This is a genomic window from Pimelobacter simplex, from assembly GCF_024662235.1.
Taxonomy (GTDB): Bacteria; Actinomycetota; Actinomycetes; order Propionibacteriales; family Nocardioidaceae; genus Nocardioides.
Genome location: NZ_CP096276.1, coordinates 3,696,533 through 3,708,797, shown reverse-complemented (window position 1 = coordinate 3,708,797; position 12,265 = coordinate 3,696,533). Strand labels below are relative to the sequence as shown.

The 12,265-nt window shown below is 73.3% G+C and carries 14 protein-coding genes; 13 read left to right on the top strand and 1 reads right to left on the bottom strand.

Annotated features, from left to right (window positions below; translation table 11 throughout):
• Positions 1–9 precede the first annotated feature (9 nt).
• The 4 genes from M0M48_RS18295 (at position 10) to M0M48_RS18280 (ending at position 3,810) form a co-directional block, all read left to right on the top strand.
• On the top strand, positions 10–843 hold the full coding sequence (locus M0M48_RS18295) for an SGNH/GDSL hydrolase family protein (RefSeq protein WP_257752212.1): 834 nt from the start codon (positions 10–12) through the stop codon (positions 841–843).
• Positions 840–1,697: a hypothetical protein gene (locus M0M48_RS18290; protein ID WP_257752211.1), complete on the top strand. Its 858-nt coding sequence runs from the start codon at positions 840–842 to the stop codon at positions 1,695–1,697. The genes M0M48_RS18295 and M0M48_RS18290 overlap by 4 nt, the downstream gene beginning before the upstream one ends.
• Positions 1,698–1,810: 113 nt before the next feature.
• Positions 1,811–3,442, top strand: coding sequence for a chaperonin GroEL (gene groL, locus M0M48_RS18285; RefSeq protein WP_257752210.1), 1,632 nt, complete (start codon positions 1,811–1,813; stop codon positions 3,440–3,442).
• A gap of 92 nt (positions 3,443–3,534) precedes the next feature.
• Complete coding sequence (locus M0M48_RS18280) at positions 3,535–3,810, top strand: hypothetical protein (protein ID WP_257752209.1); 276 nt, start codon at positions 3,535–3,537, stop codon at positions 3,808–3,810.
• A gap of 127 nt (positions 3,811–3,937) precedes the next feature.
• Here the strand turns inward: M0M48_RS18280 and M0M48_RS18275 are convergent, their stop codons facing one another.
• Complete coding sequence (locus M0M48_RS18275; RefSeq protein ID WP_257752208.1) at positions 3,938–4,648, bottom strand: hypothetical protein; 711 nt, start codon at positions 4,646–4,648, stop codon at positions 3,938–3,940.
• Positions 4,649–4,876: 228 nt separating this feature from the next.
• On the opposite strand from M0M48_RS18275, the gene M0M48_RS18270 reads away from it, so the two are divergent.
• The 9 genes from M0M48_RS18270 to M0M48_RS18230 all read left to right on the top strand — a co-directional run bounded on the left by M0M48_RS18270 (position 4,877) and on the right by M0M48_RS18230 (position 12,261).
• Entirely contained in the window at positions 4,877–5,203 is a 327-nt protein-coding gene (locus M0M48_RS18270; RefSeq protein WP_257752207.1) for a LuxR family transcriptional regulator, read from the top strand.
• Positions 5,200–5,766 carry a nucleotidyltransferase family protein gene (locus M0M48_RS18265; RefSeq protein ID WP_257752206.1) on the top strand — a complete coding sequence of 189 codons (567 nt, stop codon included), beginning with the start codon at positions 5,200–5,202 and terminating at the stop codon, positions 5,764–5,766. The genes M0M48_RS18270 and M0M48_RS18265 overlap by 4 nt, the downstream gene beginning before the upstream one ends.
• Positions 5,767–5,773: 7 nt before the next feature.
• The gene (locus M0M48_RS18260; RefSeq protein WP_257752205.1) at positions 5,774–5,974 is read left to right on the top strand and encodes a hypothetical protein; all 201 of its coding nucleotides are present in this window, start codon (positions 5,774–5,776) and stop codon (positions 5,972–5,974) included.
• Between the two features lie 64 nt (positions 5,975–6,038).
• A complete protein-coding gene (locus tag M0M48_RS18255; RefSeq protein ID WP_257752204.1) occupies positions 6,039–6,917 on the top strand; it encodes an AAA family ATPase in 879 nt (292 codons plus the stop codon).
• 7 nt (positions 6,918–6,924) lie between these two features.
• Positions 6,925–8,055: a vWA domain-containing protein gene (locus tag M0M48_RS18250; RefSeq protein ID WP_215814541.1), complete on the top strand. Its 1,131-nt coding sequence runs from the start codon at positions 6,925–6,927 to the stop codon at positions 8,053–8,055.
• 6 nt (positions 8,056–8,061) lie between these two features.
• On the top strand, positions 8,062–9,180 hold the full coding sequence (locus tag M0M48_RS18245; protein WP_257752203.1) for an XdhC family protein: 1,119 nt from the start codon (positions 8,062–8,064) through the stop codon (positions 9,178–9,180).
• A gap of 56 nt (positions 9,181–9,236) precedes the next feature.
• Positions 9,237–10,481 carry a helix-turn-helix domain-containing protein gene (locus tag M0M48_RS18240; RefSeq protein WP_257752202.1) on the top strand — a complete coding sequence of 415 codons (1,245 nt, stop codon included), beginning with the start codon at positions 9,237–9,239 and terminating at the stop codon, positions 10,479–10,481.
• A 110-nt stretch (positions 10,482–10,591) separates the two neighbouring features.
• Positions 10,592–11,512 (top strand): ABC transporter ATP-binding protein, encoded by a 921-nt coding sequence (locus tag M0M48_RS18235; RefSeq protein ID WP_257752201.1) that lies wholly within the window; start codon positions 10,592–10,594, stop codon positions 11,510–11,512.
• Entirely contained in the window at positions 11,512–12,261 is a 750-nt protein-coding gene (locus M0M48_RS18230; RefSeq protein WP_257752200.1) for an ABC transporter permease, read from the top strand. The genes M0M48_RS18235 and M0M48_RS18230 overlap by 1 nt, the downstream gene beginning before the upstream one ends.
• The last annotated feature ends 4 nt before the right edge of the window (positions 12,262–12,265 follow it).

The window sequence follows — 12,265 nt, the reverse complement described above, 5'->3', positions numbered from 1 at the left end:
AAAGCAGCCATGAGCCGTACCCGCAAGGCCCTGGTCGCCGCCGGCGTCGCCCTCGCCGGCATCGGCGTGACGACGGGAGGCGGGCGCGAGCTGCTGCGCCGCCAGGCCGCGATCGCGCGGGCCCGGATCGGCAAGCCGCTGGGGGAGGAGGCGATCCCGGCCGACAAGGTCTGGAAGCGCAAGTCGTACGACGGCCCGCCCCTGCGCCTGCTCGTCCTCGGTGACTCGATCGCCGCCGGGCTCGGGGCCGAGCGCCCCAAGGACACCCTCGGCGCCCGGATCGCCCGCGGCCTCGCCGCCGAGCTGCGCCGGCCGGTCGCGCTGCGGACCGCCGCGGTGGTCGGCTCGGAGAGCTCGGCGCTGGCCGGTCAGCTCGACGGGCTGCCCGCGAGCTACCGCGCCGACGTCGCGGTGGTGGTGGTCGGCGGCAACGACGTCACCCACCGGGTTCCGGTTGCGACGTCCGCGCAGCACCTGGAGGAGGCGGTGGCGCGGCTGCGCGCGCAGGACACAGGGGTCGTCGTCGGGACCTGCCCGGACCTCGGGGCGCTGCGGCCGGTCCCGCAGCCCCTGCGCTCGCTCGGTTCGCGGATGTCGCGCCAGCTGGCGAGCGCGCAGGCGGAGGTCGCCGTACGGAACGGGGCGCACGCGGTCTCACTGGCCCACGTGGTCGGCCCGTTCTTCATCACCAACCCCGACGAGATGTTCAGCCTCGACCGCTTCCACCCGAGCGCGCTGGGCTACAAGCGCACGGCCCAGGCGCTGCTGCCGTCGGTGCTGGCCGCGCTGGGCCACGACCTGCCGGTCCCGTTCGGGCACCGGGCTCCTAACGTGGGCGCATGACCTCCGTCCTCCTCGCGACCTTCGACCTCATGCCCGACGGCGAACCGGGTGCCGCGGCGCTCACCGCCGCCCTCGGCGCGCGCGGGATCGACAGTCGCTGGGTGTGCTGGGACGACCCGGCGGTCGACTGGGCGGGCGCCGACCTGGTCGCGATCCGCTCCACCTGGGACTACCACCGCCGGCTGCCCGCCTTCCTGGACTGGGCCCGCGCCGTCGAGGCGTCGACGACCCTGCTCAACGGAGCCGGTGTCGTCGCCTGGAACGCCGACAAGGCCTACCTCGCCGAGATCGCCGATGTCGTCCCGGTGGTGCCCACGGCGCTCCTCGACGACGCCGACCTGGCCGCCGGCCTGGCCGCGGCGCTCGACCGCTGGGGGAGCGTCGTCGTCAAGCCGCGCACGGGAGCCGGCGGGATCGGCGTCGTCGTGGTCGAGCGGCTCGACGACCCGCGCCTGGAGGGCCTCGTCGCCGGGCCGTGGATCGCGCAGCCCCTCGTCGACTCGATCCGGACGACGGGCGAGAGCTCGGTCTACGTCTTCGACGGTGTCGCGGCGTCCCAGGTCGACAAGACCGTCGCGGCCGGCGAGATCCGCGCCCACGAGCTGCACGGCGGCAGCAACACCGCGGTCGCGCTCGATCCCGAGCGGGCGGCCGTGGCGACCGCGGCCGTGCGCGCGGTCGCCGAGCGACGCGGCGCCGACCTGGCGTACGCCCGGGTCGACCTGCTGCGCTGGCAGGACTCCTGGGTGGTCAGCGAGCTCGAGCTGATCGAGCCCGGCCTCTACCTCGACGTCGACCCGGCCAACGGCGAGCGCTTCGCCGCCCTCGTCGCGGGCCGGCTGGGGCGCTCCTGAGCCTGCCGGGAGCCGGGCTTCTCCTTGCACTCGCCATGGTCGAGTGCTAAACATGATGCTGGCACTCTCGCCTTGAGAGTGACAACGGACATCGCGAAGGAATCGCAGGAGTTATGTCGAAGCTGATTGCTTTCAACGAGGAGGCCCGCCGCGGTCTCGAGCGTGGCATGAACACGCTCGCGGACGCCGTCAAGGTCACCCTGGGCCCCAAGGGCCGCAACGTCGTCCTGGAGAAGAAGTGGGGCGCCCCCACGATCACCAACGACGGTGTCTCCATCGCCAAGGAGATCGACCTCGAGGACCCCTACGAGAAGATCGGCGCCGAGCTGGTCAAGGAGGTCGCGAAGAAGACCGACGACGTCGCCGGTGACGGCACGACGACGGCGACCGTCCTCGCCCAGGCGCTCGTCAAGGAGGGCCTGCGCAACGTGGCCGCCGGCGCGAACCCGATGGGTCTCAAGCGCGGCATCGAGGCGGCCGTGACCGCCGTCTCCGAGCAGCTCCTCGGCCTGGCCAAGGACGTCGAGACCCGCGAGCAGATCGCCGCGACCGCGACCATCTCCGCCGGTGGCGACGCCACGGTCGGCGACGCCATCGCCGAGGCGATGGACAAGGTCGGCAAGGAGGGCGTGATCACGGTCGAGGAGTCGAACACCTTCGGCATCGACCTCGAGCTCACCGAGGGCATGCGCTTCGACAAGGGCTACATCTCGGCGTACTTCGTCACCGACCCCGAGCGCATGGAGACCGTCCTCGAGGACGCCTACGTGCTCATCGCGAACAGCAAGATCAGCAACGTCAAGGACCTGCTGCCGCTGCTCGAGAAGGTCATGCAGTCGGGCAAGCCGCTCGTCATCCTGGCCGAGGACGTCGACGGCGAGGCGCTGTCGACCCTGGTCGTCAACAAGATCCGCGGCACCTTCAAGTCCGTCGCCGTCAAGGCGCCGGGCTTCGGCGACCGCCGCAAGGCCATGCTGCAGGACATCGCGATCCTCACCGGCGGCCAGGTCATCTCCGAGGAGGTCGGCCTCAAGCTCGAGACCGCCGGTATCGAGCTGCTGGGCCAGGCCCGCAAGGTCGTCATCACCAAGGACGAGACCACCATCGTCGAGGGTGCCGGCGACCAGGCCCAGATCGAGGGCCGGGTCAACCAGATCCGCGCCGAGATCGAGAGCTCGGACTCCGACTACGACCGCGAGAAGCTCCAGGAGCGCCTCGCCAAGCTGGCCGGCGGCGTGGCCGTCATCAAGGTCGGCGCGGCCACCGAGGTCGAGCTCAAGGAGCGCAAGCACCGCATCGAGGACGCCGTCCGCAACGCCAAGGCGGCCGTCGAGGAGGGCATCCTCCCCGGTGGCGGTGTCGCGCTGGTCCAGGCCGGCGCCTCCGCGTTCGACAAGCTCGAGCTCGAGGGTGACGAGGCCACCGGCGCCAACATCGTCAAGGTCGCGCTCTCCGCTCCGCTCAAGCAGATCGCCATCAACGCGGGCCTCGAGGGCGGCGTCGTCGCGGAGAAGGTCGCGAACCTCCCCGCCGGCCAGGGCCTCAACGCCGCGACCGGCGAGTACGTCGACCTGCTGGCCGCGGGCATCATCGACCCGGCCAAGGTGACCCGCTCGGCGCTCCAGAACGCCGCGTCGATCGCCGCGCTGTTCCTCACCACCGAGGCCGTCGTGGCCGACAAGCCGGAGAAGGCTGCCGCTGGTGGCGGCGACCCGACCGGTGGCATGGGCGGCATGGACTTCTGAGTCCAGCGCCACCCCGGCACCCCGCACCACCCACAGGGCCCCCGCTTCGGCGGGGGCCCTGTGGCATTGGCATTGGCACTAGCGTTGTCGCCGTGGACGCGGTCAAGCTCCTCGACGATCTCTGCGTGCGGCTCGGCTACTGCCTGTCGCCGGACGACCAGCAGACGATCCTCGGCGCCTTACCAGCTTCGGTCGACGATTTCACTGACGCCGTCATCGTGGCTGAGGGACTCGACCCCCTTCTCATGGCTACGGAACAACGCCAGCAGGTTCGCCGCCTCGTTGCTTCCGCATTCGGCGAGCCAGCCTCGCCAGACCGGCGCCCAGGTGGTCTTGGTCGGCGACAGCCCGGACGCCACAGTTCCTGAGGTCCGCCCGGCGTGGGAGGGCAAGGACTCGCGGTCCGCCTCGGTGGTGTCGATGTCCCCGCGATCTGCGCGCACGGATAGCCGAAGCCATGTGCAAGTGGCCGAGTGGGCGCGCCGCGACCTCGGGTCAGTGGCTGTCGGCCGGTCGTGCGCGCACCAGCCCCACGCCCGTCACCAGGAGCCACAGGAGCCAGGCGGCGTAGCCGGGCATCCCCACGAACAGGAGTGGCGAACCGTCCGCGATCGCGAGGTTGACCGTCCCGGCGACGATGAGCAGGATTCCTCCGGCCACGCCGAGCAGACGTGGCCACGACCGGGTCAGTCCGCTCGCGCTCGCCGACAGTGCTGCGCCGACGAAGGTGGTGCCGAGCGCGGGCAGGGCCAGCGCGAACGCTCCTGCATGCAGCTGCCAGGCGAGCTCGAACTCGGGGCTCGGCTCGGCGAGCTCACCCGCTGACAGCACGACGACGTTCCACGAGACGGCGTACAACGCGAAGATCGCCGAGAGCGTCGCGCCCGCGGCGACCGCGAGGCGGGACCAGTCCGCGCCCGCACCGCCGCGGCGCCCGACGAGTCCGTGGAGACCGGTCACGAACCCGAGCAGCAACGGGATGTTCACCGCCTCCAGACCGACGGCGAGCGCGACGGCGCCCCGGTTCTCCGCGTGGTAGGCGAGCACCTGCTCGATCGGGTCCCCGTAACCCGGCGCTCCCGTCCAGATCACCGCGGCGTTCTGCAGTGCCACGGACGCTGCCAGCGCGATCGCCGTCGCGCCCACGACGCGCTCGCGTCGCGCACGGGCCTCCGGCTCGGGATCGCTGTTGCGCGATGACCTCATGCGTGACTCCTTCGGTGCGGTGATGCAGTGATCGATGGGTCCACGATGTCGGGTGGGCGACCAGGGCGTATCGGTCGCGAGGCCGGAGCCGGACCGGCCGTTCGCAGGAGGTCGATCTCATCCTTTCGGCCGGTACGCCGGTCGCCGGACCGGCGCCCCGGCGGGCTGTCCGCCCCGGGCGTATATCGTCGATCGAAGCCGTGATCCCCAGCCCCCAAGGAGCACGCCATGGAATCCACGAGCCTGACCACGCTGGCCCAGGAGCAGCTCGACGCGGCCCGCGCCGCCAGCAGCGGCCGCGCGGCCGTCACCCTGTACGGCGGTCACGAGCACCGCCTGCGCCAGACCCTCATCGCCCTGCGCGCCGGCACCCGTCTCGGCGAGCACGACGCCCCCGACGAGGCGACCCTCCAGGTGGTTGACGGCGAGGTCGCCCTGCACGCCGGCTCCCAGATCTGGAACGGCCGGACCGGCGACCACCTCACCATCCCTCCCCAGCGCCACGACCTCGAGGCGCTCAGCGACGCCGCGGTCCTGCTGACCGTCGCCACGTGAGCGTCCACGGCCTCCTGCTCGCCGCCGGCGCGGGCACCCGGATGGGCATGCCCAAGGCGCTCGTCCGCGACGACTCCGGTGAGCCCTGGCTGACCCGATCCGCGGCCGTGCTCCGGGCCGGCGGCTGCTCGTCGGTCACCGTCGTCCTCGGAGCCGGCGGGGACGACGCGGCCGCGCTGCTGGCCGACGACCCCGAGGTGACGGTGGTCCGCTGTGCCGACTGGGCCTCGGGCATGGGCGCCTCGCTGCGCGCCGGCCTGGAGGCGCTCGCCGGCTCGTCGGCGGACGACGCCGCGCTCGTCCACCTTGTCGACCTGCCCGACGTCACCGCGCCGGTGGTCGCCCGGGTGCTCGCGGCGGCCGAGGGAGCCCGGCTCGCCCGGGCGGCGTACGACGGAAAGCCGGGGCACCCGGTCCTGCTCGGCCGGGCCCACTGGACGCCGGTTGCCGCGGCCGCGGTGGGGGACCGGGGAGCGCGGAACTACCTGGCTGCTCACGCGGACGAGGTGGTTCTCGTCGAGTGTGGGGATCTCGCCACGGGGTGCGACGTCGACCGGCGATGATGCCGGGGTGAAGAAGGCGTTCCAGGTCGTCGAGGGCTTCGGAGCGGTGCTGGTCGTGCTCGGGTGCATGAGCCTGGGGATGGGCCTGGCGGCGTTCCTCGGCCAGGCCTTGCCGTACGTCGCTGGTCTCGTGCTCTGGTTCGTCGGCATGCTGGGCGGCTTCGGTGTCGGCCGCGCGCTGGTGCGCCGCTACTACGGCATCTCCTGACCCGCGGTGACGTTGGCAAGACTTGCCAACCTCGTGCCAACGACCACCGCCTAGCCTTGGTCCCATGGACACCCGTGTCGCCGACCTGGCCGGCCGTCTCGAGGAGACCGGATACCTCTGCGACGACGACCTCGCGACCGTCCTCTTCCTGTCCCTCGAGATGCGCCGCCCGCTGCTCCTCGAAGGTGAGCCGGGCACCGGCAAGACGGCGCTGGCCGAGGCGATCGCCGAGGCGCTCGACCAGCCGCTGATCCGGTTGCAGTGCTATGAGGGCATCGACGCGACGCAGGCGCTCTACGACTGGGACTTCCCGCGCCAGATCCTGCACCTGCGGGCCCTGGAGGCGCTGTCGGGGACCACCAGGAGCGATGTCGAGGAGGCCGAGAAGAGCCTGTACGACGAGCGGTTCCTCCTCGCGCGTCCCGTGCTCGCCGCGCTCCAGCAGAGCCCGGCGGTGCTGCTGATCGACGAGGTCGACCGGGCCGACGACGAGTTCGAGGCGTTCCTGCTCGAGGTGCTCTCGACGTTCCAGGTGACCATCCCCGAGCTGGGCACCGTCCAGGCGGCGACGCCGCCGACGGTGGTGCTGACCTCCAACCGCACGCGCGAGCTGCACGACGCGCTCAAGCGGCGCTGCCTCTACCACTGGATCGACCACCCGGGGCTGGACCGTGAGGTGGCGATCGTGCGCTCGCGGGCGCCCGAGGTGGGGGAGACGCTGGCCCGGCAGGTGGTGGACGTCGTCCAGCAGCTGCGGGCCGGGTCGGACCTGCTCAAGCCGCCGGGGGTCGCCGAGACGCTCGACTGGGCGCGGGCGCTGCACCACCTGGGTACCACCGAGCTGGACGTCGAGACGGCCGCGCGCACGCTCGGTGCGCTGGTGAAGTACCGCGACGACGCCGAGCGGGTGCGTGCCGCGCTCGACCGGATGCTGGCGAGATGACCTCCCGATGACCACGCTGGTCCACGAGCCCGACGAGATCCTGCTCGGCTTCGCCACCGCGCTGCGGTCGGCGGGGGTCGCGGTCACCCCTGACCGGGCCCGCGCCTATCTCGACGCGGTCGCGCTCGTGGGCCTCGGTGATCGTGGCGCGACCCGGGCCGCGGGCCGGGCCACGCTGTGCGCGACGCCCGAGGACCTGGAGCGGCACGACCGGGTCTTCGACGAGTGGTTCTCGCGCGACAACACGACGCCGACGGTCCGGCCGCGCCACGCGCAGCAGCAGCCGACGGCCGCGCTCCTGCCCGACGACGAGGCGGCGGGCACGGGCGGTCCCGAGGACGACGACCAGGTCAAGGCGATGGCGAGCAGCGCCGACATCCTGCGCCACCGCGACGTCGCGACGCTCGACCCGGCCGAGCGGGTCCGGCTGGCGGCGATGTTCGCGACGCTGCCCGTGCGGCTGCCGACCCGCCCCACCGCCCGCCGTACGCCGCACCGGCGGGGGGCCGTCGACGCCTCGCGCACGCTGCGGGCGAGCCTGCGCCAGATGGGCGAGCCGGCCCGGATCCACTACCGCCGGCGGGGCCTGCGGCCGCGCCGGGTGGTGCTCCTGGTCGACGTGTCCGGCTCGATGAGCGGCTACGCCGACGCGCTGCTCCGCCTCGCCCACCGGGTGGTCGTCGCGGGCGCGGCCCACGGCGGGAGCCGCGACGCGGTCGAGGTGTTCAGCGTCGGCACCCGGCTCACCCACCTGACCCGCGCGCTGCGCCGGCGCGACCCCGACCGGGCGATCGCCGCGGCCGGCGACGCCGTACCGGACTGGTCCGGCGGCACCCGGCTGGGCGAGACGCTCAAGGCGTTCCTCGACCGCTGGGGGCGGCGCGGGATGGCCCGGGGCGCTGTCGTCGTGGTGTTCAGCGACGGCTGGGAGCGCGGTGACGCGCAGCTGCTCGGCGAGCAGGCCGCCCGGCTGCGGCGCTACGCGCACCGCGTGATCTGGGTGAACCCCCACCGCGGCAAGGACGGCTACGCACCCGTGCAGCAAGGGGTGGTCGCCGTCCTGCCCCACGTCGACGCGTTCCTCGCCGGCCACTCGCTGGCGACGTTCGCCGAGCTGCTCGAAGAGATCGGGAGATGACGCCAGATGCGTGAGGTGCTGCCCCAGCTGCTCAAGTGGTGGGAGGCCGGCGAGACCGTCGGCATGGGAACGGTCGTCGCGACCTTCCGCTCCGCCCCGCGGCCCCCGGGGGCGTCGATGCTGGTCGGGCCGGACGCCTCGGCGGTCGGCTCGGTCTCCGGCGGCTGCGTCGAGGGCGCCGTCTACGACCTCGCCCAGGAGGTCGCCACCTCCGGTACGCCGGCCCTCCAGCGCTACGGCGTCTCCGACGACGACGCGTTCGCCGTCGGGCTCACCTGCGGCGGCATCCTCGACGTGTACGTCGAGAAGGTCAGCCGCGAGACCTTCCCCGAGCTCGGCGAGATCGCGGCCGACCTCGACGCCGGCCACCCGGTCGCCGTGGCCACGGTCGTCGACCACCCCGACCCGTCGTACGTCGGGCGCCGGGTGGTGCTGCGCCCCGACGTACCGGCCACCGGGTCGCTCGGCAGCCCGCGCATCGACGACGCCGTGCGCGACGACGCGATGGGCCTGCTCGCCACCGGGCACAACGGCACGCTCACCTACGGTCCCGACGGCGAGCGCCGTGGCGAGGGGATGCGCGTGTTCGTCTGGGCGTTCGCCCCGGCGCCGCGGATGCTCGTGTTCGGCGCGATCGACTTCGCCGCCGCGGTCGCCCGGGTCGGCAACTTCCTCGGCTACCACGTCACCGTGTGCGACGCCCGGCCCGTGTTCGCCACGACCAGCCGGTTCCCCGGCGCCGACGAGGTCGTCGTCGAGTGGCCCCACCGCTACCTGGAGGCCGAGCACGAGGCCGGCCGGGTCGACGCCCGGACCGTGATCACCGTGCTCACTCACGACCCCAAGTTCGACGTGCCGCTGCTCGAGGTGGCGCTGCGCCTGCCCGAGGTCGGCTACGTCGGCGCGATGGGCTCGCGGCGTACCCACGACGACCGGATGGAACGGCTGCGCGAGGCCGGACTCACCGAGGACGAGCTCGGCCGGCTGCGCAGCCCGATCGGTCTCGACCTCGGCGCCCGGACGCCCGAGGAGACCGCGATCAGCATCGCCGCCGAGATCGTCGCCGGTCGCTGGGGCGGCTCCGGCGAGCCGCTCGGCACCCGCTCGGGCCGGATCCACGCCTGAGCACAGCCCTCCTTTCGGGGGTGATCGGCGTCACAGTGCGGGGTACTGTGCACGACATGGGCGACCTCGACCAGCGTCGGCGCGCGGCGCTGCGCGCGTGGACCACCTTCGTCGAGGAGGGTGACCCGGCGACCCCCTTGGTCCGGCCCGAGATCCTCGACAGCTGGAACCGCTCCGGCGCTGCCGTCGCCCGCGACGTGGGCTACGCGCCGCTGGCCGACGAGTCCGAGACCCGCTCCTTCTGGCAGGGCTCGCCGCTCCAGATCGCCGTCGAGCGCGTCGAGGAGGAGCTGCGCCGCACGGCCGAGGACGGCGACCTCGTCGTCGCGGTCACCGATCCCGACACCCGCGTGCTGTGGACCTACGGCGGCCGGGTGATGAGGCGCAAGGCCGAGTCGGTGAACTTCGTGCTCGGCGGGCGCTGGGACGACCGCTCCGTCGGCACCAACGCCCTCGACCTGGCCAACCGCCTCGACCGCCCGTCGATGGTGTTCAGCGCCGAGCACTACGCCCCGATCGTGCACAACTGGGTGTGCTGGGCCGCGCCCGTGCACGACCCGGTGACCGGCGCCCGGCTCGGCGTCCTCGACCTCTCCACCACCTGGGACCGCACTCACCCGATCGGCCTGGCCACCGCCCGCGTCCTGGCCCGGCTCGTCGAGCAGGCGCTCCCGCGCACCCACCAGTACGCCGACGAGGCCGCCCTGCGCGCCGAGGACGTGGCCGAGCCCGGCCTCGTCCTCAGCCTGCTCGGCAGCGCCGAGGCCCGGGTCGACGGCCAGCGCCTGCTGCTCAACCGCCGCCAGAACGAGATCCTCGCGCTCCTCGCCCTGCACCCTGACGGCCTCTCCCTCGACCAGCTCCACGCCATGCTCTACGGCGACCACGCGGTCACCTTCTCCACCCTCAAGGCCGAGGTCTCGCACCTGCGCCACGCCCTCGCCGGCCAGCTCGCCTCCCGCCCCTACCGCCTGCTCATGCCCATCGCGACCGACGTCGACCACGTGCTCGGGCTGCTGCGCCGCGGCCGGGTCGCCGCCGCCGTCGAGGCCTACGGCGGCGACCTGCTCCCGGGCACCGAGAGCCCGGCCCTGGTCGAGATGGGGGAGTACGTCGCCGTCGCTGTCCGCGAGGCGCTCCTCGCCGACCCCCAGCCCGATGCGGTGCTGCACTACAGCGAGCTGGCGCCGTACGACACGGCGGTGCTGGAGGCATGTCTCGCCCAGCTCGACCACGACGGGCGGCCCAAGCACCCGGCGATCCCGCTGCTCAAGGCGCGGCTGGCGGTCGCGGACGCCTGAGCCTCGGTCCCGATGACCGGCTGAGCCGTCGTCCGCATCATCCGATCGGATGACCCCCGCGCCGCCCGCTGCCCGATGTGCCGCGCGCCGAGCGCGGCCAGGCTGGACCCATGGCATCAGCAGCGGTGGTGGTCGACGACCTGCACAAGCGGTACGGCGACAAGGTGGCCGTCGACGGGATCAGCCTGAGCGTCGAGGAGGGCGAGATCTTCGGCATCCTCGGCCCCAACGGCGCCGGGAAGACGACGACGGTCGAGTGCGTGGCCGGCCTGCGGACCGGCGACGGCGGCGCGGTCCGGGTGCTCGGCATCGACCCGTGGACCGATCGCGCGGGGCTGACCCGGGTGCTCGGCATCCAGCTCCAGGAGAGCCGGCTGCAGGCCAAGATCACGGTGCGCGAGGCGCTCGAGCTCTGGTCCGCCCTGTACGACGACCCGGTGCCCTGGCGTGACCTGGCCGAGCGGCTGGGACTCACCGACCTGCTCCCGCGCCGCTATGCCAAGCTCAGCGGCGGCCAGCAGCAGCGGCTCTCGATCGCGCTCGCGCTGGTGGGCAGGCCGCGGGTGGTGGTCCTCGACGAGCTGAGCACCGGGCTCGACCCGCGCGCCCGGCGCGACGTGTGGCAGCTCGTGCGCGACGTACGCGCCGGGGGGACCACGGTCCTGCTGGTGACGCACGCGATGGAGGAGGCCCAGGAGCTCTGCGACCGGATCGCGATCGTCGACCGGGGCCGGATCCGGGCACTCGACACCCCGGCGGGGCTGGTGGGGGCGGCGGGGGCCGCCACGACGACGTCCTTCCGGCCGTCGGCCGCGACCGACCTGGAGGCCCTGCGCGAGCTGCCGGGGGTCGCCTCGGTGCACGCGGACGACGGCCGGGTGGTCGTCACCGGTGCCGAGGACACGGTGCTGGCGTTGCTGCCCGTCCTGGAGCGCCAGCGCGTCGTCCCCCACGCCCTGCGGGTCGAGGCGGGCTCGCTCGACACCGCCTACCTGGACCTCACCGCCGCCCCGATCGAGGAGACCGTCTGATGGCCACCGCCACCGCCACCGCTGCCGTCGTCAGGACCGAGGCCCGGCTGTTCGGCCGCGAGCTCGGCGCGCTGTTCTGGACGGTGCTCTTCCCGGCCGCGCTCGTGGCCATCCTCGGCTCGGTCCCGAGCTTCAGCGACCCCGTGGCCGGCACCGGCGGGCTGCGCACGATCGACATCTACGTGCCCATCGCGGTGCTCATGTCGATGAGCATGGCGGCGGTGATGGCGATGCCGGCGGCGGTGTTCGCCTACCGCGAGGCCGGCGTCCTGCGCCGGCTGCGGACGACGCCCGTCGGCCCGGGCGCCGTCCTGCTCGCCCAGGCGCTGCTGCACGCGGCCGCGGTCGCCCTCGCCTCGGCGCTGGTGCTCACGATCGGCCGGGTCGCGTTCGGGACCCCGCTGCCGCAGTCGCCGCTCGGTTACCTGGTGGCCTACGTGCTCGCGCTCGTCGCGGCGTTCTCGGTCGGCGCGGTCATCACCTCGCTGGTGCCCAACAGCCGCATCGGTACGGCGGTCGGCACGGTCGTGTTCTTCCCGATGCTGTTCACCGCCGGGGTGTGGCTGCCCGTGCAGGTGATGCCGGACGTGATGCGCGAGATCGTCGTGCTGACCCCGCTCGGTGCCGCGTCGGAGGCGCTGACCGAGGCGATGGCGGGCGACTTCCCCGACCTGCGGCACCTGCTCGTCGTCGCGGCCTGGGCCGGCGTGCTCTGGCTCGTGTCGGTGCGCACGTTCCGCTGGGAGTGAGAGG

What these genes read in the sequence shown, in the direction of transcription:
- M0M48_RS18295 (WP_257752212.1), top strand. Translation starts at nt 10, where the DNA reads ATGAGCCGTACCCGCAAGGCCCTGGTCGCCGCCGGCGTCGCCCTCGCC.
- M0M48_RS18290 (WP_257752211.1), top strand. Translation starts at nt 840, where the DNA reads ATGACCTCCGTCCTCCTCGCGACCTTCGACCTCATGCCCGACGGCGAA.
- groL (WP_257752210.1), top strand. Translation starts at nt 1,811, where the DNA reads ATGTCGAAGCTGATTGCTTTCAACGAGGAGGCCCGCCGCGGTCTCGAG.
- M0M48_RS18275 (WP_257752208.1), bottom strand. Translation starts at nt 4,648, where the DNA reads ATGAGGTCATCGCGCAACAGCGATCCCGAGCCGGAGGCCCGTGCGCGA.
- M0M48_RS18270 (WP_257752207.1), top strand. Translation starts at nt 4,877, where the DNA reads ATGGAATCCACGAGCCTGACCACGCTGGCCCAGGAGCAGCTCGACGCG.
- M0M48_RS18255 (WP_257752204.1), top strand. Translation starts at nt 6,039, where the DNA reads ATGGACACCCGTGTCGCCGACCTGGCCGGCCGTCTCGAGGAGACCGGA.
- M0M48_RS18250 (WP_215814541.1), top strand. Translation starts at nt 6,925, where the DNA reads ATGACCACGCTGGTCCACGAGCCCGACGAGATCCTGCTCGGCTTCGCC.
- M0M48_RS18245 (WP_257752203.1), top strand. Translation starts at nt 8,062, where the DNA reads ATGCGTGAGGTGCTGCCCCAGCTGCTCAAGTGGTGGGAGGCCGGCGAG.
- M0M48_RS18240 (WP_257752202.1), top strand. Translation starts at nt 9,237, where the DNA reads ATGGGCGACCTCGACCAGCGTCGGCGCGCGGCGCTGCGCGCGTGGACC.
- M0M48_RS18235 (WP_257752201.1), top strand. Translation starts at nt 10,592, where the DNA reads ATGGCATCAGCAGCGGTGGTGGTCGACGACCTGCACAAGCGGTACGGC.
- M0M48_RS18230 (WP_257752200.1), top strand. Translation starts at nt 11,512, where the DNA reads ATGGCCACCGCCACCGCCACCGCTGCCGTCGTCAGGACCGAGGCCCGG.